The sequence below is a fragment of the Pseudomonas arabinosi genome, assembly GCF_047758675.1.
Classification (GTDB): Bacteria; Pseudomonadota; Gammaproteobacteria; order Pseudomonadales; family Pseudomonadaceae; genus Aquipseudomonas; species Aquipseudomonas arabinosi.
The window spans coordinates 1,197,667-1,216,564 of sequence record NZ_CP180480.1 but is presented as its reverse complement, the minus strand read 5'-3'; the positions used below and the strand labels follow the sequence as shown (position 1 = coordinate 1,216,564).

The window sequence follows — 18,898 nt, the reverse complement described above, 5'->3', positions numbered from 1 at the left end:
AGTCAAATCTCCTTGGTCAGGCTGGGGCTGTGGTCGCCGTCACCGTTGTCATCGGCGGCGGACAGCGGACGGGACGGCGTGCGTTTCTGGCCAGGACCACCCTCATTGGTTTCCTTGCCTTCGTCGATCTTCGGCCCTTTGCGCACCAGGCGCATCATGTAGCCAAGACCGGCACCAAACAGCGCGAAATAGACCACGACGAACATGATCAACGTGATGCTCATCTGCATGAAGCTGTGATTGGAGGACGCATCCGCCGTGCGCATCAGCCCGTAGATCACCCACGGCTGACGGCCGATTTCAGTGGTGAACCAACCGGCAAGAATCGCGATCAGGCCGGACGGCCCCATCCACAAAGCCAGGTACAGGAACGGACGCGAGGTATAGAGCTTGTCGCGTTTACGCAGCCACAGACTCCACAAACCGGTGAAGATCATCAGGAAGCCGAGCCCGACCATGATCCGGAACGACCAGAACACGATGGTCGAATTCGGTCGGTCTTCAGGCGGGAATTCCTTGAGTGCCGGGACCTGTTTGTCCAGCGAGTGCGTGAGGATCAGGCTGCCCAAATACGGGATCTCTACCGCGAATTTGGTCCGCTCTTCTTTCATGTCCGGCCAGCCGAACAGGATCAGCGGGGTCGGTTCATCGCCATGATTCTCCCAGTGACCTTCGATCGCGGCGATTTTCGCCGGCTGATGCTTGAGCGTATTGAGGCCGTGGAAGTCACCGATGACGGCTTGAATCGGCGCCACGATCAAGGCCATCCACATGGCCATCGAGAGCATGGTGCGGATCGCCGGGTTGTCCTTGCCACGCAGCAAATGCCAGGCCGCCGAGGAACCGACGAAGAAAGCAGTCGCGACAAACGCCGCCGTCGACATGTGTAACAGACGGTACGGGAACGACGGGTTGAAGATTACCGCCAGCCAGTCCACCGGAATGACCTGGCCATTGACGATTTCATAGCCTTGCGGCGTCTGCATCCAGCTGTTGGAAGCGAGAATCCAGAAGGTCGAGATCAAGGTGCCGATGGCGACCATGACCGTGGCGAAGAAGTGCAGATTGCGCCCGACCTTGTTCCAGCCGAACAGCATGACACCGAGGAAACCGGCTTCGAGGAAGAAAGCGGTGAGTACTTCGTACGTCAGCAGCGGACCGGTCACCGAGCCGGCAAAGTCCGAGAAACGGCTCCAGTTGGTGCCGAACTGATAGGCCATGACCAGCCCGGAGACCACGCCCATGCCGAAGTTGACGGCAAAGATCTTCGACCAGAAGTGGTACAGATCGCGGTATGTGTCGTTATGGGTTTTCAGCCACAGGCCTTCGAGCACCGCCAGGTAACTCGCCAGGCCAATGGTGATGGCGGGAAATAGAATGTGAAACGAAATGGTGAACGCGAACTGCATCCGGGCGAGATCAAGTGCCTCCAAACCGAACATAAGTCTTCCTCTGTCAGGTAATACCGGCTGAAGGCTTTTGGCCTACACCCACTGCCCCCACGGATATGGAGTGTGGCGAATTTGAATTCGTTCTTTTTTTACAAACATCACAACGTAGGGAGTCTGGCCATCTGGCCACCGGATCAATTCCACGAGCGGTCTTGATCTGGATCAAGCAACGTTAAAAGAGTAGTCCCATTTTTGACGATGGACGGTGTGGTCTTTTGACGCGTGACAGGTTGCCTCACTGATGACAGCCAGGCATATCGGTGTCTAGCTAACGAAATTCCCCAGCCCTGCAACTTTTGGTTACAGTTTGGTGATAATCTCGACCCTCCCCTCGCTCAAGACCGGCCCTCAGATGCCCAGCCAAGCGCCCTTGCTGTTACGTCATCACCGCCCATTTATTGCGTTTTGGCTGGCTCGGGTGTTTACCGCCAGCGGTTTCCAGATGCTCACGGTGGCCATTGGCTGGAACCTCTACCAATTGACCGGCAATGTGCTCGACCTGGGCCTGGTCGGCCTGGTGGAATTCGCCCCGCGAGTGCTGTTCATGCTGCACACCGGGCATGTTGCGGACCGCTATGACCGGCGCAAGGTCGCGGCTATCTGTCAGTCCCTGCAAGCATTGATCGCCCTGTCGCTGGCCATCGGCAGCGCGACCGACAATGTCACCCGGGAAATGATCTTCATCCTCGCATTCCTGCTCGGTGCCGCGCGCTCCTTCGAGATGCCGACCACCCAGGCCCTGTTGCCGAGCATCGTGCCCAGCGCGCTGTTTCCCCGCGCCGTTGCCGCCGCCCAATCCGCACAGCAATCGGCGACTATCGTTGCCCCGGCCCTCGGTGGGTTGCTTTACGCCTTCGGCAGCGTCTGGGTCTACGGTCCGACGGTGATCCTCTACATCATCGCGTGCATGCTGATGCTCAACCTGCCTGCACGGCAGACACCGCTGAACAAGGGCAAGGCAACCCTGGATTCGCTGCTGGCGGGCATCCGTTTCATTCGTAGTCGTCCGGACATTCTCGGGGCGATTTCTCTGGATCTGTTTGCGGTATTGCTCGGGGGTGCGACGGCGTTGCTGCCGGTGTTCGCCAAGGACATTCTGCTGACCGGCCCTTGGGGGCTGGGCCTTTTGCGTTCGGCGCCGGCAGTCGGTGCGTTGCTGATGTCGCTGTACCTGGCGAGATTTGCCGTGGAACGCAAAGTCGGACGAGTCATGTTCACCGCAGTGGGTGTATTCGGTGTCGCGACCATTGCGTTCGGCCTGTCGACCTCGTTCTGGTTTTCCCTGGCGGTGTTGGTGGTGTTGGGCGCGGCGGACATGATCAGCATGGTGATCCGCGCCTCCTTCGTGCAACTGGAAACCCCGGACGAAATGCGCGGCCGGGTCAGTGCCGTGAACGGTCTGTTCATCGGCGCTTCGAACCAGTTGGGCGAGTTTGAATCAGGCTTGACTGCCCACTGGTTCGGCACCGTGCCAGCGGTGGTCATGGGCGGTATTGGCACATTGGTGGTGACCGGGGCGTGGATCAAACTGTTCCCGACACTGGCTAACCGCGACCGCATGCATGTGGCGGCGGAAGAAGTGAAGGCTTGAAGCAGTTTGCCCGGGGCACTCTCTAGACCACCAACTCCCCCGCCACCGTCGTTCGCGTGGCTTTGCCGCAGAGTTGTTCCACCAGCGTCAGGGCGAATTGCAACGCCGCCCCTGAACCTTGGGCAGTGATGCAGTTGCCATCGACCACCACTGGTTGATCGACGAAGTTGCACCCCGACAGTTGATGGCTGGCCGAAGGCAGGCAGGTCATGCGCCGCTGACGCAGTACGCCAAAGGCTTGCAGCGCCAGCGCCGGGGCCTCGGCGATGCCGGCGAACAGGCGCCCGGCCGCCACTTGATCCTTGATTAATTGTTGCAGGGGTTGATGCGCCGCCAGATGTTGTGCCCCCACAGCGCCGCCGGGCAGGACAATCAGGTCGAACGGCTGTGCCAGCACGTCCACCAACATCGCATCGGACGTCACTCGGGTGCCGCGCGCGCAGGTGAGCATGCGCCGTCCCTCGATGCTGGCCACCACCACTTCAACCTTGGCACGGCGCAGCACATCGATCAGGGTCACTGCTTGCAGGTCATCGATGCCCTCGGCGAGGGTAATCAGAGCTCTAAAGGTCATGGGCGCAGTCCACTGGAAGATCTTTAAAGCGTAGTCAGCTTTCCTGCCCCTTGTTCGAGCCCGCCGTTACTTGATGTAAAGCTGCGTCGACAGCGTATTGCCTGGGGCGTTGATCGACGTGTTGCTGAAGGTGAACGTGCCTTCCTGTTTACCCGCCAGATCGAAGACATACAGATAGCCGACGGTTTTTTTCCCGACGGTGCACTCAGTCAGGTTGCCGTTATCAAAAGCACAGACCGGGGTCCGGGTGCCGTTCACCTCAAAACCGTCCAGCCCGACATGCGCGCTACGACCGTAACCGACTTCCAGCACGTAGATCTTTATGTTCGGTCCGCTGTGATTGCAGCGGGTCTGCGCCTGCCCCTCGGCAATATCTTCAAAACCACAGCCCGGCGACTCGACCTTGAGTACTTTCACCTGACTCAGCGGTGCCGCCGATGCGGCCGAGGCGGTGTGTGCCCCCAGGAACATGGCGATCGCCGTTGCGAATACGGCAATCAGACGTTTATTCATGCAATACATAAGTACCCCCAAAACCAGCGCGCAGTATGGCGCACTTGGCTTTACCGCAAAACATCGACGACGATCGCAGCCATAAGCAGCCATAGCCCCACGCTGCTGGTATGATGCGCGGCTTTTTCCGACCCACAGAAAATTACCAGGCGCCTGCAGCGGTCTGTGCTTTGCTGTTGAGGTCGATACATTCACGGCGCCTGGCGCGCCACGGGGAGCAGACATGCTGGAAAGGCTGTTTCAACTCAAGGCACATAACACCAACGTGCGGACCGAGATTCTGGCGGGCTTCACGACCTTTTTGGCCATGGCCTACATTCTGTTCGTCAACCCGAGCATCCTCGGCGAGACCGGCATGGACAAGGGCGCGGTGTTCGTCGCCACGTGCCTGGCAGCCGCCATCGGCTCCACGGTGATGGGACTGATCGCCAACTACCCGATCGCTCTCGCGCCGGGCATGGGCCTGAACGCCTTCTTTACCTACACCGTTGTCCTGCACATGGGCCACACCTGGCAAGTGGCGCTGGGTGCGGTATTCATCTCGGCGGTGCTGTTCTTCTTGCTGTCGATCTTCCGCATCCGCGAATGGATCATCAACAGCATCCCGTTGCCGCTGCGTTCGGCGATTGCCGCCGGTATCGGCCTGTTCCTGGCCCTGATCGCCCTGCATAACGCGGGCATCGTGGTGAGCAACCCGGCCACCATGGTCGGCCTCGGCGATTTGAAACAACCGGCCCCGATCCTCGCGACCCTCGGCTTTGCCCTGATCGTGGCGCTTGAAGCGTTGAAAGTGCGCGGCGCGGTACTGATCGGCATTCTGGCGGTGACCATCGCTTCGATCGTGATGGGCTTTACTCCGTTCGGCGGCGTGATGTCGATGCCGCCGTCGTTGGCCCCGACCTTCCTGCAACTGGACATCAAAGGTGCCCTGGACGTCGGTCTGGTCACCGTGATCTTCTCCTTCCTGTTCGTCGACCTGTTCGACAACTCCGGCACCCTGATCGGCGTCGCCAAGCGCGCGGGCCTGATGGGCAAGGACGGCCACATGCCGAAAATGGGCCGTGCCCTGATCGCCGACAGTACCGCGGCCATGGCCGGTTCGCTGCTGGGCACGTCGACCACCACCAGCTACATCGAATCCGCAGCCGGCGTGAGTGCCGGTGGCCGCACCGGCCTGACCGCCGTTGTCGTGGCGATTCTGTTCCTGTTGGCGCTGTTTTTCTCGCCATTGGCGGCCAGTGTTCCAGCCTTCGCTACCGCGCCTGCACTGCTGTTCGTCGCGGTATTGATGACATCCGGCCTGGCCGAAATAGACTGGGACGACATCACCGTCGCCGCACCGGTCGTGGTCACCGCTCTGGCCATGCCGTTCACTTATTCCATCGCCAACGGCATCGCCTTCGGTTTCATCTCCTGGACCGCGATCAAGTTGCTGTCCGGCCGCGGCCGTGAGCTGAACTCGGCACTGGTGATTCTGTCGATTCTGTTCGTGATCAAGTTGGGTTGGTTCAACGCATGACTTTTGATTCCCAGGCTTACGCCGTTCAACTCGAAGAAAAGGTTACGCGCCTGCGTGATCTGTTGGCCCCGTTCGGTGCGCCAGAACCTGCGGTGTTCGACTCGCCACTGAAAAACTTCCGCCTGCGCGCGGAGTTTCGCCTGTGGCGCGAAGCCGGTGATCGTCACTACGCGATGTTTTCCCAGGAAGACAAACGCACGCCGATCCTGATCGAAGAGTTCCCGATCGCCAGCCTGCGCATCAATGAGCTGATGCCCAAGCTCAAAGCGGCGTGGCAAGCCAGTGCGGCCCTGAGCAACAAGCTGTTCCAGGTGGAGTTCCTGACCACCCTGGCCGGCGATGCGATGATCACGCTGTGCTATCACCGCCCACTGGACGAGCACTGGCACACCGCCGCGTCGAAACTGGCGGCGGACCTGAACGTCAGCATCATCGGTCGCTCCAAGGGCAAGCGCGAAGTCATCGGCCATGATTATGTGGTCGAGCAATTCGAAGTCGGCGGCCGCACCTTCAGCTACCGCCAACCGGAAGGCGCGTTCACCCAGCCCAACGGCACCGTGAACCAGAAGATGCTGAATTGGGCTTACGATGCCTTGGGCGATCGCACCGACGATTTGCTGGAACTGTATTGCGGCAACGGCAACTTCACCCTGCCCCTCGCCACTCGCGCACGCAAAGCGCTGGCCACCGAAATCAGCAAGAGCTCGGTCAACGCGGCGTTGAGCAACCTCAGTGAAAACGCTGTGGATAACGTCACCCTGGTGCGCTTGTCCGCCGAGGAGCTGACCGAAGCCCTGAACGAAGTTCGTCCTTTCCGTCGTCTGCAGGGTATCGATCTGAAGAGCTACGAGTTCGGTAGCGTCTTCGTCGATCCGCCTCGCGCCGGCATGGACCCGGACACCTGCGAGCTGACCCGTCGCTTCGACAACATCCTCTACATCTCCTGCAACCCGGAAACCCTGGCGGCCAACATCGCCCAGTTGCACGACACCCATCGCATCACCCGATGCGCAATGTTCGACCAGTTCCCGTGGACCCACCACATGGAATCCGGGGTGTTGTTGACCCGTCGTTGATTGCCGTTGGCAGAAACAAATCAGCCGTCATCACGACGGCTTTTTTGTGCGTGCTTAAAGGGTGATATCTGTCTTGCGCGGGCGCCCGCCCTTACGGCCATTGGCCCGCGCAGCCTCTGCTTTGGCGGCGCTGCTTTGGCGACCATTACGCGAGGCGATGACCGACGCGGCCATGTCCATCAGCGGCTTGCTGGCCGAAACCATCCCGGCGATGGAGACCTGCAGATCCTTGCCCTCGTGGCAAAGGGCTGTCCCGGAAAAGCCGACTTTCAGGTCTGCGAAATCCTCGACGTCGAAATCATCGAACTCCGGATAGTGCTGCACGGGCAACAGCACGCCACTGCCATCAATGAAATTGACCGCCAGGCACGGTTCCACAAAAGTCACCGACGTCGCCCGCAGGCCGCCTTTGTGGCGCACTTGGCCACGCTGGACGGCTTCATCCAGCACGGCTTCGGTGACGGGCCGATCCACCAACATTTTTGCTGTTATCGTTTTCATAGTTCGATCTCCACGCCCTCCGGAACGCCCATCAGCGCCAGCAGGGTCTTGTTCGTATCGGGCTCATAGCAAGCCGAGCCAATCATGCAGGTCGTACTGGCGACCCTTTTCACCACCACGACTTCGCAGGTTTGCCAGTCCCATATCTGATGATCGAGGCAGACCGTGTGCAGCTTGTCCCACCAGACACACCGGGCGCGGCGCAAATGAGCGGGTTGTCCGAGCGCGTGACGCAACCCTTCCAGCACCGCCACAGGTGGCCTGCGAGAATGAGGAACCACGTCCCACAGCTCGACACTGTTGTGCCAGAAGCTGAATTTGAAGCGCGCACTCCAGGTGCCGGCATCCACATGCGCATGCGGCGGGCAGTGCTCATCGCGCAACATGATCACCATTGAAAACCCTTTGTAGCTGAATAATCTCATGCTAACCCATCCGTTAGGTTAATGAGCCCGAAGACCCGACATTCCCTGGAAAATCCGATAACCGGCGCTGTGTTGAATCATCACTGCGACTTTTGAGACTAGCGCCAAGGCTCGGCTCGGGCCGGTGGATAACACCGCAAAATGGTAAGCAATCCTTTCCTCGCGCCTACAAAAAAGCCGTCCCGAGGACGGCTGTCTTGGCTTGTCAGGAAATCAGCCCGACTGGTTTGCTCATCACGAACTCGCTGTATCTGTGTGCAGGCATCTGATAAACACTGAGTCACACACTTCATTTGATCCTCGGCGTAATCAATCATGCAGCGTCAATTCGACGATCTTCAGCTGGGCAGCATCGAACTGTTTTGTCTGGCGGCCGAAGCCGGCAGTTTTACCGCCGCCGCGCTGGTGGCGGGTGTGACGCCCGCAGCCGTGAGCCGCTCGGTGTCGCGCATGGAGGAACGCCTGGGCGTGCAGTTGTTCGCCCGCACCACCCGCAGCGTCAAACTGACCGACAGTGGTCGGCGGTATTACGAGGAATGTCGCCCGGCGCTGGCGCAACTGGTCGAGGCCCAGCGTGAGGTCATGGGTCAGCAGCAACAGCCTTCCGGCACCTTGCGCATCAGCATTCCCACCACCTATGCCCATCACCGGATTCTGCCGCTGTTGCCGGCATTTCGGGCCCGCTTTCCGGCGGTGAAGGTCGAGTCGCACATCAGCAATCGCAACATCGATTTCGTTGGTGAAGGCTATGACATGGCCATCCGCGTGCGGGCGATTCCGGATTCCGGCCTGATCGCCCGACAGTTGGAAGATGCCGCGCTGGTGATGATTGCCAGCCCCGACTACCTCAAGCACGCGGGTATTCCACAAACACTGGACGATCTCAAACAGCACGAGTGCATCCAGTATGAGTTACCCAGCAGCGGTCGGCGGATTGCCTGGCTGTTCAACGACAATGGCGTGCACCGGGAGATTCTGGCCGAGGGCAATCTCAGTTGTTCCGACGACGTACTGGGCGGCGTGACCTTGGCCAAACATGGCGCGGGACTGTTCCAGACCTATCGTTTCATCGTCGAAAACGAACTGGCCAATGGTTCGCTGGTGGAAGTGCTCAAGCCTTATGGCGGACGCTCGCGACCGTTCACCCTGCTCTACCCGCAAACTCGCCATATGCCGCTGCGCTTAAGGGCCTTCATCGATTTTCTGGTGGAGCATCTGCCCCGCTGAAAAGCGGAAACCGTCCGATCACCGCACACATTAACCCTGAGAACCGCCTCTTCAATTGACCAAATTAACCAGCTAGTACAATTTATCTCCACAGGCTGAAACCCTCGGCCAATGCCAAAAATAATAAGTGGAGAGACTCCGATGCCCCCTATCGTTCTGGTGCTCAACGGCCCGAATCTGAACCTGCTCGGCACCCGCGAGCCGGCGACTTACGGCCACGAAACCTTGGCCGACATCTCAGCGTTATGCGGTCGTGCCGCCGAAGAATTCGGCCTGGCAGTGGAATTTCGCCAGACCAATCATGAAGGCGAACTGCTCGACTGGATTCACGCCGCGCGCGGCCGTTGCGCCGGGATCGTCATCAACCCGGCCGCCTGGACCCACACCTCGGTCGCGATCCGCGATGCCCTGGTCGCCAGCGAATTGCCGGTGATCGAAGTCCACCTGTCCAACGTTCATGCCCGCGAACCCTTCCGCCACCACTCGTTTGTTTCGGCCATCGCCACGGCGGTGATGGCCGGTTTCGGCAGCCACGGCTATCGCCTGGCGCTGGAGCATTTCAGTCAACGTTTGAAGGGGTGAAGGCCGTGGCTCAGAACAACGCGGTATTGGCGGGACTGATCGGCGCCGGCATCCAGGCTTCTCGCACCCCGGCGCTGCACGAGCATGAAGGCGATGCCCAGGGTTTGCGTTACCTCTATCGCCTGATCGATCTGGATCAGTTGAAACTCGACAGCGGCGCCCTGTCCGATCTGTTGACAGCCGCCGAGCGGATGAACTTCACAGGCCTGAACATCACCTTTCCGTGCAAGCAAACGATCATCCCGCTGCTCGACGAATTGTCACCGGAAGCCCGAGGCATTGGGGCGGTAAACACGGTTGTGCTGAAGGACGGCAAACGCATCGGCCACAACACCGATTGCCTGGGGTTCGCCGAGGGTTTTCGTCGAGGCTTGAAGGGCGTTGCCCTTGAGCGCGTCGTGCAAATGGGCGCCGGTGGCGCTGGCGCGGCAGTGGCCCATGCCCTATTGAGTGAAGGCATACAGCTGCTGAGCATTTTCGACGTGGAAATCAGCCGTGCCCAGAGCCTGGCAGACAATCTCAATCAACATTTCGGCGTCGGCCGGGCTGTGGCGGGCCATGACTTGCCGAGCACCCTGGCCCAGGCTGACGGCCTGGTGAACACCACCCCCATGGGCATGAAAAAACTGCCGGGCATGCCAGTGCCGGTGGAATTGCTTCGCGGTGAGTTGTGGGTGGCGGAGATCGTTTACTTCCCGCTGGAAACCGAACTGCTGCGCAATGCCCGCGCGTTGGGTTGCCGCACGCTGGATGGCGGCAACATGGCCGTGTTTCAGGCGGTGAAGGCGTTTGAGTTGTTCAGTGGCGTGGTGCCGGATGCGCAGCGAATGCTGGAACATTTTCAGAGCATGAATGGCTGAACGGATGTGGCGAGGGGGCAATCCCCTCACCCCACATCAGGCCTGCAGATAGCGCAAAACCGACTCGCAAATCATCTCGCGATGACGCTGCTTGATGCTTTCGTCCGGCAAGTCGACCTGAAAGATCTCACCGAAAGTATGGCGGTTCGACACGCGATAAAAGCAGAACGAGCTGATCAGCAGATGCACATCCAACGGCACGAGCCCCGCACGGAACACACCGTCCTCAGCACCGCGACGCAAAATCTCGCCCAGTGAATCGAGAATGGTGTTGTTCATCGCCTTGATCGCATCGGAGCGCTTCACGTATTCAGCGTTGTGAATGTTCTCGATGCTGACGATACGCACAAAATCGACGTTGTGATCATGGTGGTCGAAAGTGAATTCCACCAACCGCCGAATAGCCTCGACCGGAGCCAGCTCGGTCAGGTGCAAGCGGTTTTCAGTGCTGCGAATATCGCCGTAGAGCTTCTCCAGCACCTCGACATAGAGCTGTTCCTTACTGCCGAAGTAGTAATAGATCATGCGTTTTGAGGTGTGGATGCGCTCGGCGATCGCATCGACGCGAGCGCCGGAAAGTCCCTGCTGGACGAACTCGACAATCGCCTCTTGAAGGATGTTCTCGCGGGTCTTTTCCGGGTTGTTCTTGCGACTCTTGCGCGGCTCGACAATCGGCTCGTCGGGCGCTGCGGAGAGTTCTGAAGTTATCGTCATTGCGGGCTCACGGCCATCACTGCACAGGTTGGCGATTATGGGCCGCGCCGCACAGTGAAGGAAGCCGCGCGGCAGCGGTTTGTACCCGTGTTTACGATTTTCCTACAACTTTGCCTGACGTAAGGCACCACTGCGGGATTTGGCCATGGCCGCCAGTCGCACCGCGACATTGGCTGCGCCGTAACCTGCGTAACCGTTCTTGCGCTGGATGATCTCGAAGAAGAAGCGTCCTTCAAACGGCTCGGTATACACATGGAACAGCTCGCCACCCTGGGCATCTCGGTCGTAGAGCACGTTGTAATAAGCCAGTTCGCTGAGAAACTCGTCGTCGAAATCGAACCGTGCGGCGAGGTCATCGTAGTAATTGAGCGGGATATCCAGCAGCGGTACGCCCGCCTCCTTGGCCCGCCTGACTTCGGCAAAGATGTCGTCGCAATCGAAGGCGATGTGATGCACACCGGAGCCGCGATAACTCGACAGCGCGTGTGAGATCGCGGTGTTGCGGTTCTCGGAAATGTTCAGCGGCAAGCGGATCGAACTGTCCCGGCTGCGAAGCGCCCGACTCTTTACCAAACCGTACGGGTCAGGCAGCACCACTTCATCGTCGGCCTCAAAATCCAGCAGGCTTTTATAGAACAGCACCCAACTGTCGAGGCTGTCGGCCGGCAGCGCCATGGCCATGTGGTCGATGCGCTTGAGGCCGCCGCTGGCCACGGCAGTGGGTTGCAGATTGAAGTCGGTACCGTAGACATCGGCGTCCTGGTCCACCAGATAAATCAGGCTGCCATCCGGCGCGCGCACCGCGGCGAGTTCCAGTTCATTGGGGCCAACCAGCCCGCGATACGGCTGACCTTTATAGGCCACGGCCCGCGCCAGCGCACTGGCGCTGTCCTTGACCCGCACGGCGGTGGCGCACAGCGAGGGGCCGTGAGCTTCGAAAAAACTGTGGGCAAACGAGTAAGGCTCGGAGTTGAGGATCAGGTTGATATCACCCTGGCGCAGCAGGCTCACGCTCTTGGAACGATGTTGCCCTGCCTTGACGAAACCCAGCCGCTCCAGCCAATGGGACAGCTTGGCGCCAAGGCTTTCGTCCACGGCGAATTCAAGAAACTCGATGCCGTTGTACTCGCTGGCCTTGGGCGTCTCGAACAGAATGTCGACAGTGGCCGGTGGCGTGGATTCCTGCGCCAGACGCTCGCGGGTTTTCTCTTCCAGGTACAGCAACGAGCGCAAACCGTCGGCGGCATTGGCCCGTGGCGGCGCGGCGCGGAAGCCATCGTTGAAGATCTCCAGCGACAACGGCCCGGTGTAACCGCTCTTGATGATCGGTGCGAGGAAACCCGGCAGATCGAATTCGCCCTGGCCCGGGAAACAACGGAAATGCCGGCTCCACTCCAGCACGTCCATGGCCAGGATCGGCGCGTCGGCCATTTGCACGAAGAAAATCTTGTCGCCGGGAATCTCGGCAATCGCGCTCGGGTCCCCCTTGAGCGACAGCGTGTGGAAGCTGTCCAGCAATACGCCGAGGCTTGGGTGATCGGCCTGACGGACGATGTTCCACACCTGTTGATAAGTGTTCACGTGGCGGCCCCAGGCCAGCGCTTCGTAGCCGATCCGCAAACCACGGGCACCGGCGTGTTCGGCCAGCAGGCGCAAGTCGTCGACTAAAATCTGTTCATCGCCGATGGCGTCGGCCGAGGCGTTGCTGCACACCAGCACCAGGTCCGTGCCCAGTTCCTGCATCAGGTCGAACTTGCGCTCGGCCCGCTCCAGGTTGCGCGGCAGACGGTCGCGGCGGCAGCCCTCGAAATCCCGGAAGGGTTGAAACAGCGTGATCGCGATCCCGAGATCGGCGCACATCTGTTTAATTTCCCGCGGACTGCCGTCGTAGTAGAGAAGGTCATTCTCGAAAATCTCCACCCCGTCGAAACCGGCGGCGGCGATGGCTTCAATTTTTTCCGGCAGGGTACCGCTCAAGGACACGGTGGCAATGGAACGCTGCATATTTCGACTCCCGGTGTTGGAGACAGTCTTGTTATCGACATCGCACGCTTTCGCTTTTACGTAGGAGCTGTCGAGTGAAACGAGGCTGCGATCTTTTGATGTCGGTTTTTAAGATCAAAAGATCGCAGCCTCGTTTCACTCGACAGCTCCTACAGGGATCGCGTTTATCTGTGAGCGAATTATTGGCCGGTCGAATCGACACAGCAATTCAAAGTGTACTACCCGGTTAGTTTTGCGTGCGATTATCGAACACAATGGCCCTTGGCGAATTGACGATTTTTCGTCCACTGCGCAACATCGACTCCACATTGAGCCCGGTCACACACATCGGTCTCGGTGACCAAAGACCCAGAACACCACATAAAAATAATCGGTGGCCTACATGACTCCTTCTCAAAGCTCTCCCGTGGAGCGCTCCTCCATGACTCCTGCCACTGGCGGCATCGGCGACAAGATCCGCGGCGCGATGGCGGTCGGCAAAACCCGTTGGGGCATGCTGGCGCTGGTGTTCTTCGCAACCACCCTGAACTACATTGACCGCGCCGCACTGGGCGTCATGCAGCCTATCCTCGCCAAGGAAATGAGCTGGACGGCGATGGACTACGCCAACATCAACTTCTGGTTCCAGGTCGGCTACGCCATCGGTTTCGTGCTGCAAGGCCGGTTGATCGATCGGGTCGGCGTCAAGCGCGTGTTCTTCTTCGCCGTGCTGCTCTGGAGCCTGGCGACCGGCGCCCATGGCCTGGCCACTTCGGCCGTCGGTTTCATGGTCTGCCGGTTCATTCTGGGTCTGACGGAAGCCGCCAACTACCCGGCGTGCGTGAAGACCACCCGGTTGTGGTTCCCGGCCGGCGAACGCGCCGTGGCCACCGGCATCTTCAACGCCGGGACCAACGTCGGTGCGATGTTCACCCCCATGTTGTTGCCGCTGATCCTGCATGTCTGGGGCTGGCAGGCCGCGTTCCTGTGCATGGCGTCACTGGGCGGGATCTGGCTGGTGTTCTGGGGTTTGAAGTACTTCAACCCGGAAGATCACCCGAGCGTTAAACAATCGGAACTGGACTACATCCAGAAGGAAGTCGAACCGGAACAATCCCGCGTACCGTTCTCGAAAATCCTGCGCATGCGTGGCACCTGGGCCTTCGCCCTGGCTTACGCAATCACCGCGCCGGTGTTCTGGTTCTACCTCTACTGGCTGCCACCGTTCCTCAATCAGCAATACAACCTGGGAATCAACGTGACCCAAATGGGTATCCCGCTGATCATCATCTACCTCACTGCCGATTTCGGCAGCGTCGGCGGCGGGATCCTGTCCTCGTTCCTGATCGGCCGCGGGGTCAACCCGATCAAGGCGCGACTGATGTCCATGTTCCTGTTCGCCTGCTGCATCATCGGCGTGATCATGGCTGCCGGCTCAAGCAACCTGTGGGTCGCCGTGTTCGCCATCTCCCTGGCCATCGGTGCGCACCAGGCCTGGACCGCGAACATCTGGAGCCTGGTGATGGACTACACACCTAAACACATGATGAGTACGGTGTTCGGCTTCGGTGGCATGTGCGCGGCCATCGGCGGGATGTTCATGACCCAGTTGGTCGGCCACATTCTGACGATCACCAACAACAACTACACCGTGCTGTTCACCATGATTCCGGCGATGTACTTCATCGCGCTGATCTGGATGTACTTCATGGCACCGCGCAAGATTCCGACCGTCACCCCGTAAACCCCCCCTCCCCCGGCAGGCCTGATTCCAGGCCTGCCCTGCTGCTCTCACCGACGACTCTGCTGCCAGGCTGCTGCCAACCCGCTGCAACAAATCACCGCGATCCCGACCACGGTGGTCAGGGTCGGCGTGTGAGAAAACAGCAACCAGCCCAGCAAACCGGCAAAGACAATCTGGCAATAACCGAACGGCGCCAACAACGCGGGGGCGGCGTGGCGGAAGGCTTGCGTCAGAAACAGGTGAGCCGTCATCCCGCAGGCGCCCAGCGCCACCATCATGAATCCATGGCCCAGGCTGGGGACTTGCCAGAAGAATGGCACCAGCGCACTCATCACCAATGTGTTGCACAACCCAGCGAAAAAGTTGCTGGTGGTCGGGCTATCGATGTTGCTTAGCTTGCGGGTGAGCAACTGATAGAAGCAGAAAAACAGCGCCGAGCAGAGCGGCAGCAACACCGCTGGGGTAAAGAGTTCTCCGCCGGGATGGACGATGATCAACACGCCGATGAATCCGCAAATCACCGCAATCCACTGGCCACGCGTGACGTGCTCGCGCAGCAGTGGCACCGACAGCGCTGTCACCAGAACCGGTGCAAGAAAGTTGACCGCAGTGGCTTCGGCCAAGGGGATGTACTGCAAGCCGGTGGTGAAAAACAGACTGGTGCCCAACAAGCACAACGCCCGCAACAGCTGAAGTAACGGCCGTTTGGTTCGTAGGACACCCAGTCCGGATTGCGGCAGAAAAATCCCGGCCATCAGTAAGGTGTGAACCACATACCGGGCCCAGACCACCATGACGATCGGGTAGAAGCCCGAGAGGTATTTCGACAAGGCGTCGTGACTGGAAAACAGGAAGGTCGCAACGACGATCAGCAGAATCCCTTTGAAGGGTTGGTTTACGCCGGAGAGCGGAGTGCTGACGGTCATTCGGTATCCCTTGTGTATTGCATCAACTATTTAAAAGCATCCCTTACAGGAAAGACGAACACCAATAATTTAGAACCCGATTCCAGATTCTCACATAAGCAAACAGAGAAAGCGTGCGAACAGCGCACAGCTTCTGTAGGAGCAAACCTTGCACCTACAGGGGAAACCATCAACTGAACAGCTCAGACGCCAGACTGGCCGCCGACAGCTCCTCGGTAAACTTCAACAACAGCGGCGCCAACTCATGCAGTCGCGCCCCCGGCATCCGCGCGCTGGGCCCGGCGATGCTCAGCACACCGATGACTCGACCATCACTCGGATGCCGCACCACCGCAGCAATCGCCGAGGTGCCCACCGCCGAACTCTCCTCGACCCAGGCATAACCCTGCTCCCGCGCCATACGCAGGCGTTCCAGCAGTTCGATGTTGGAACGCGGTGCATTCGGCCCGAGGTCCCTCGGCCGCTCGTCACCTTGGCGCTCCACCAGCGACAAGGCTTCGGCATCGCTCATGCACGCCAGCCACGCGTGCCCCGACGCGGTGTAAAACAACGGTGCATCGCGGCCCATGTCCGGGTCGTAGCGCAGGCCGGAACGGGCGCCCTGGGATTTGGCGATCCAGATCTGCCGCTCACCTTCAATCACCCCAAGCCGCACCAGCTCGCCGGTTTCCTGGGCGAGGCGATCAAGCACCGGCTGCACAATATCGGCGCCACTGCCCGAGAGGTAACGGAAACCCATGGCCACCAGTTTGGTCGACAGGTGGTACCGAAGGTTCTCCGGATTCTGTCGCACGTAACCCAGCCGAATCAGTTCGGCGAGTAACCGATGGGTCGCGCTTTTGGGAATATCCAGTTGCGCCGCCAGCGTCTGCATCGGCAGGCCACGAGGGTCTCCGGTGAGGCTTTCAAGCACGCTGAAAACACGTTCGATCTGACTGCCGGCCATGGGAGGTTCCACACAAAATTTGTCCGATTCTAGAAGACAACCGTCCGAATGCGAAATCTGGAACCCTACCCCTCGCGATCAAATCCACCTCACCACAAAGTCTGGTGCCAGCAGTGTGGGAGGCGTTCGACCGGTAATTCCCTCGACGCAGGCGGTCGCCTGCTCGATAAAAACCCGTCGCCTGAAGGAATTAGATGGGTTGTCCGTGTTCAATACGAGTCTGGAAGACTCCCGGCCACCCACCACAGGTTGCCGGGAAGGCTGCTGTGCGCAACAAAAGATGGACGACCGGACTGGCGCCGCTCCTACTCAGCAGCAACACTCATCCCCACGGACAATCAGAGGATTCCCACATGCTATGGAAAAAAGGCCGACGCAGCGACAACGTGGTCGATGCCCGTGGAGATGATGTCGGCGGCGGTGGCGGCGGGATGCGCTTTGGGGGCGGCAAGGGCCTGAGCCTGACGGCGATTATCTTGATCGTCGGGATCGGCTGGATGACCGGCCAGGACCCGATGCAAATCCTCGGACAACTGACCGGGCAGATGAGCGAGCAGTCGGCACCGGCCCCGACTCAAACCCGCAAGGCGCCACCGGCCACTGATGAAGGAGCCGAGTTCGTGCGTTCGATCCTCGGCGATACCGAAGACACCTGGGGTCAGATTTTCCAGCAGGCCGGTCGTCAATATAAGGACCCGACCCTGGTGCTGTTCAGCAACCGCGTCAACTCGGCCTGTGGCCTGGCGACATCGGCGACCGGCCCGTTCTATTGCCCGGCGGACCAGAAGGTCTACCTGGACATGAGTTTCTTCCAGGAAATGTCCCAACGTTTTTCCGCCGCTGGCGACTTCGCTCAGGCCTACGTGATCGCTCACGAAATCGGACACCATGTGCAGACCTTGCTCGGTGTGTCGGCGAAAATTCAGACCGCCCGCCAACAGGGCCGTCAGATGGAAGGCGACGGTGGTTTGTTGGTACGCCAGGAACTGCAGGCCGATTGCCTGGCCGGAGTCTGGGCCAACAATGCGCAGAAACGGCTGAACTGGCTGGAACCCGGTGACATCGAAGAAGCCTTGAACGCCGCCAATGCCATCGGCGATGACCGTTTGCAGCAGCAAGGTCAGGGGCGTGTGGTGCCGGACTCGTTTACTCATGGTACGTCGGCGCAAAGGGTGCGCTGGTTCAAAACCGGATTCGCGCAAGGCCAGGTTGGCCAGTGCGACACCTTTGCAGCGAAAAACCTATAAATGAATAAGTGGCTGTTAGCTCTACTGATCACCTGCGCAAACGCCCAGGCTGCCGAGCATGCGGTCAAGGAAGTCAGCTCCGGACGCCTGCTGCTGACTGCAGGTGAAATCGCGGTGGGCATCGGCACGGCGCCGACGAAAATCGAACGCGTGCTGATCATCATCCATGGTCGATTGCGCAATGCCGACACCTATCGCCAGAGCGCCGTGCACGCGACCGAACAGGCCGGGCAAACCGCGAGCACCTTGGTGATCGCCCCGCAATTTCTCAATGAAACCGACGTCGCGGCCCATCCCGTGGCTGACAGCGTATTGCGCTGGCAGGGCAATGACTGGATGGCGGGCGGTGAATCCAGCGCTCCGTTTTCCATGAGTTCCTACGCGGCGCTCGACGAAATCATCGCCCGAATCGGTGATCGAAAACAGTTTCCGGACGTGAAGCAGATTGTCATCGCCGGTCACTCCGGCGGCGCTCAGGTGGTGCAGCGATACGCGTTGCTGGGCCACGAGCAGCCAGCGCTCAAGGAGGCCGACATACAGGTGCGTTACGTCATTGCCAACCCGTCGTCTTATGCGTACTTCGACGAGCGACGGCCGGTGGCGTTCAAACACGCCGGTTGCCCGAATTTCAATCGCTGGAAATATGGACTGGCGGATTTACCCGCCTATGCCGAAGGGCAAACCGCCAAGCAGTTGAAGGAAAACTACGTCAAACGCGATGTCGTTTATCTACTCGGGCAGCAGGACAACGACCCGAAGCAGCCGGCGCTGGATAAAAGCTGTGAGGCCCAAGCTCAGGGAGCCAATCGATTGGCTCGCGGGCGCAATTATTTTGCTTATCTGAAGCGGCTGCATCCTCAGGGGTTGAGTCAGCAACTGATTGAAGTGCCCGGGGTCGGGCATGACGGGGATGGGATGTTTAACTCGCCGCAGGGGCAGAAGGCGTTGTTCGGTCAGTGAGTTTTTGTGGTGCCTGACCTGACGCCATCGCGAGCAAGCTCGCTCCCACATTGGTTTTG

18 protein-coding genes are annotated in these 18,898 nt (G+C 59.6%); 9 read left to right on the top strand and 9 right to left on the bottom strand.

Annotated elements, in window-relative coordinates; translation table 11 throughout:
- Window positions 1-2: 2 nt before the first annotated feature.
- The gene (locus ACMXYJ_RS05560) at window positions 3-1,442 is read right to left on the bottom strand and encodes a cytochrome ubiquinol oxidase subunit I (protein ID WP_415759049.1); all 1,440 of its coding nucleotides are present in this window, start codon (window positions 1,440-1,442) and stop codon (window positions 3-5) included.
- A gap of 361 nt (window positions 1,443-1,803) precedes the next feature.
- Between ACMXYJ_RS05560 and ACMXYJ_RS05555 the strand changes: the two genes are divergently transcribed.
- A complete protein-coding gene (locus ACMXYJ_RS05555) occupies window positions 1,804-3,042 on the top strand; it encodes an MFS transporter (RefSeq protein WP_415759048.1) in 1,239 nt (412 codons plus the stop codon).
- A 22-nt stretch (window positions 3,043-3,064) separates the two neighbouring features.
- On the opposite strand, the gene ACMXYJ_RS05550 is transcribed toward ACMXYJ_RS05555, so the two are convergent.
- Complete coding sequence (locus tag ACMXYJ_RS05550; RefSeq protein WP_415759047.1) at window positions 3,065-3,616, bottom strand: DJ-1 family glyoxalase III; 552 nt, start codon at window positions 3,614-3,616, stop codon at window positions 3,065-3,067.
- A gap of 66 nt (window positions 3,617-3,682) precedes the next feature.
- The gene (locus tag ACMXYJ_RS05545) at window positions 3,683-4,138 is read right to left on the bottom strand and encodes a DUF4879 domain-containing protein (protein ID WP_415759046.1); all 456 of its coding nucleotides are present in this window, start codon (window positions 4,136-4,138) and stop codon (window positions 3,683-3,685) included.
- A gap of 214 nt (window positions 4,139-4,352) precedes the next feature.
- Between ACMXYJ_RS05545 and ACMXYJ_RS05540 the strand changes: the two genes are divergently transcribed.
- Together ACMXYJ_RS05540 and trmA are read left to right on the top strand one after the other, a co-directional pair.
- Entirely contained in the window at window positions 4,353-5,648 is a 1,296-nt protein-coding gene (locus tag ACMXYJ_RS05540; protein WP_415759045.1) for an NCS2 family permease, read from the top strand.
- Window positions 5,645-6,724 (top strand): tRNA (uridine(54)-C5)-methyltransferase TrmA, encoded by a 1,080-nt coding sequence (trmA, locus tag ACMXYJ_RS05535; protein ID WP_415759044.1) that lies wholly within the window; start codon window positions 5,645-5,647, stop codon window positions 6,722-6,724. Before ACMXYJ_RS05540 ends, trmA begins: the two co-directional genes overlap by 4 nt.
- A gap of 54 nt (window positions 6,725-6,778) precedes the next feature.
- Here the strand turns inward: trmA and ACMXYJ_RS05530 are convergent, their stop codons facing one another.
- Entirely contained in the window at window positions 6,779-7,225 is a 447-nt protein-coding gene (locus ACMXYJ_RS05530) for a DUF2442 domain-containing protein (RefSeq protein ID WP_149628137.1), read from the bottom strand.
- Entirely contained in the window at window positions 7,222-7,650 is a 429-nt protein-coding gene (locus ACMXYJ_RS05525; RefSeq protein WP_415759043.1) for a DUF4160 domain-containing protein, read from the bottom strand. Before ACMXYJ_RS05525 ends, ACMXYJ_RS05530 begins: the two co-directional genes overlap by 4 nt.
- A gap of 315 nt (window positions 7,651-7,965) precedes the next feature.
- On the opposite strand from ACMXYJ_RS05525, the gene ACMXYJ_RS05520 reads away from it, so the two are divergent.
- From ACMXYJ_RS05520 to ACMXYJ_RS05510, 3 genes are all read left to right on the top strand, one after another.
- Window positions 7,966-8,877 carry a LysR family transcriptional regulator gene (locus ACMXYJ_RS05520; RefSeq protein WP_415759042.1) on the top strand — a complete coding sequence of 304 codons (912 nt, stop codon included), beginning with the start codon at window positions 7,966-7,968 and terminating at the stop codon, window positions 8,875-8,877.
- A gap of 141 nt (window positions 8,878-9,018) precedes the next feature.
- A complete protein-coding gene (aroQ, locus tag ACMXYJ_RS05515) occupies window positions 9,019-9,459 on the top strand; it encodes a type II 3-dehydroquinate dehydratase (RefSeq protein ID WP_008084592.1) in 441 nt (146 codons plus the stop codon).
- Window positions 9,460-9,464: 5 nt separating this feature from the next.
- Complete coding sequence (locus ACMXYJ_RS05510; RefSeq protein ID WP_415759041.1) at window positions 9,465-10,319, top strand: shikimate dehydrogenase; 855 nt, start codon at window positions 9,465-9,467, stop codon at window positions 10,317-10,319.
- Window positions 10,320-10,355: 36 nt separating this feature from the next.
- Here ACMXYJ_RS05510 and ACMXYJ_RS05505 read toward each other — a convergent pair whose 3' ends face one another.
- Together ACMXYJ_RS05505 and quiC are read right to left on the bottom strand one after the other, a co-directional pair.
- Entirely contained in the window at window positions 10,356-11,033 is a 678-nt protein-coding gene (locus ACMXYJ_RS05505) for a TetR/AcrR family transcriptional regulator (RefSeq protein WP_415759040.1), read from the bottom strand.
- A 102-nt stretch (window positions 11,034-11,135) separates the two neighbouring features.
- On the bottom strand, window positions 11,136-13,037 hold the full coding sequence (gene quiC / locus ACMXYJ_RS05500; RefSeq protein WP_415759039.1) for a 3-dehydroshikimate dehydratase QuiC: 1,902 nt from the start codon (window positions 13,035-13,037) through the stop codon (window positions 11,136-11,138).
- A gap of 421 nt (window positions 13,038-13,458) precedes the next feature.
- Here quiC and ACMXYJ_RS05495 point away from each other — a divergent pair, with 421 nt between their 5' ends.
- The gene (locus ACMXYJ_RS05495) at window positions 13,459-14,760 is read left to right on the top strand and encodes an MFS transporter (protein WP_415759038.1); all 1,302 of its coding nucleotides are present in this window, start codon (window positions 13,459-13,461) and stop codon (window positions 14,758-14,760) included.
- A gap of 47 nt (window positions 14,761-14,807) precedes the next feature.
- On the opposite strand, the gene ACMXYJ_RS05490 is transcribed toward ACMXYJ_RS05495, so the two are convergent.
- Window positions 14,808-15,686, bottom strand: a complete 879-nt coding sequence (locus tag ACMXYJ_RS05490; protein ID WP_056744635.1) for a DMT family transporter — start codon at window positions 15,684-15,686, stop codon at window positions 14,808-14,810.
- A gap of 169 nt (window positions 15,687-15,855) precedes the next feature.
- Window positions 15,856-16,632: an IclR family transcriptional regulator gene (locus ACMXYJ_RS05485; RefSeq protein WP_415759037.1), complete on the bottom strand. Its 777-nt coding sequence runs from the start codon at window positions 16,630-16,632 to the stop codon at window positions 15,856-15,858.
- 353 nt (window positions 16,633-16,985) lie between these two features.
- On the opposite strand from ACMXYJ_RS05485, the gene ypfJ reads away from it, so the two are divergent.
- Together ypfJ and ACMXYJ_RS05475 are read left to right on the top strand one after the other, a co-directional pair.
- A complete protein-coding gene (gene ypfJ / locus ACMXYJ_RS05480; RefSeq protein ID WP_415759036.1) occupies window positions 16,986-17,879 on the top strand; it encodes a KPN_02809 family neutral zinc metallopeptidase in 894 nt (297 codons plus the stop codon).
- The gene (locus tag ACMXYJ_RS05475; RefSeq protein WP_415759035.1) at window positions 17,880-18,839 is read left to right on the top strand and encodes an alpha/beta hydrolase; all 960 of its coding nucleotides are present in this window, start codon (window positions 17,880-17,882) and stop codon (window positions 18,837-18,839) included.
- Window positions 18,840-18,898: the final 59 nt, after the last annotated feature.

Coding starts and splice junctions, on each gene's coding strand:
- ACMXYJ_RS05560 (WP_415759049.1), bottom strand. CDS start 1,442: ATGTTCGGTTTGGAGGCACTTGATCTCGCCCGGATGCAGTTCGCGTTC.
- ACMXYJ_RS05555 (WP_415759048.1), top strand. CDS start 1,804: ATGCCCAGCCAAGCGCCCTTGCTGTTACGTCATCACCGCCCATTTATT.
- ACMXYJ_RS05550 (WP_415759047.1), bottom strand. CDS start 3,616: ATGACCTTTAGAGCTCTGATTACCCTCGCCGAGGGCATCGATGACCTG.
- ACMXYJ_RS05545 (WP_415759046.1), bottom strand. CDS start 4,138: ATGTATTGCATGAATAAACGTCTGATTGCCGTATTCGCAACGGCGATC.
- ACMXYJ_RS05540 (WP_415759045.1), top strand. CDS start 4,353: ATGCTGGAAAGGCTGTTTCAACTCAAGGCACATAACACCAACGTGCGG.
- trmA (WP_415759044.1), top strand. CDS start 5,645: ATGACTTTTGATTCCCAGGCTTACGCCGTTCAACTCGAAGAAAAGGTT.
- ACMXYJ_RS05530 (WP_149628137.1), bottom strand. CDS start 7,225: ATGAAAACGATAACAGCAAAAATGTTGGTGGATCGGCCCGTCACCGAA.
- ACMXYJ_RS05525 (WP_415759043.1), bottom strand. CDS start 7,650: ATGAGATTATTCAGCTACAAAGGGTTTTCAATGGTGATCATGTTGCGC.
- ACMXYJ_RS05520 (WP_415759042.1), top strand. CDS start 7,966: ATGCAGCGTCAATTCGACGATCTTCAGCTGGGCAGCATCGAACTGTTT.
- aroQ (WP_008084592.1), top strand. CDS start 9,019: ATGCCCCCTATCGTTCTGGTGCTCAACGGCCCGAATCTGAACCTGCTC.
- ACMXYJ_RS05505 (WP_415759040.1), bottom strand. CDS start 11,033: ATGACGATAACTTCAGAACTCTCCGCAGCGCCCGACGAGCCGATTGTC.
- quiC (WP_415759039.1), bottom strand. CDS start 13,037: ATGCAGCGTTCCATTGCCACCGTGTCCTTGAGCGGTACCCTGCCGGAA.
- ACMXYJ_RS05495 (WP_415759038.1), top strand. CDS start 13,459: ATGACTCCTGCCACTGGCGGCATCGGCGACAAGATCCGCGGCGCGATG.
- ACMXYJ_RS05490 (WP_056744635.1), bottom strand. CDS start 15,686: ATGACCGTCAGCACTCCGCTCTCCGGCGTAAACCAACCCTTCAAAGGG.
- ACMXYJ_RS05485 (WP_415759037.1), bottom strand. CDS start 16,632: ATGGCCGGCAGTCAGATCGAACGTGTTTTCAGCGTGCTTGAAAGCCTC.
- ypfJ (WP_415759036.1), top strand. CDS start 16,986: ATGCTATGGAAAAAAGGCCGACGCAGCGACAACGTGGTCGATGCCCGT.
- ACMXYJ_RS05475 (WP_415759035.1), top strand. CDS start 17,880: ATGAATAAGTGGCTGTTAGCTCTACTGATCACCTGCGCAAACGCCCAG.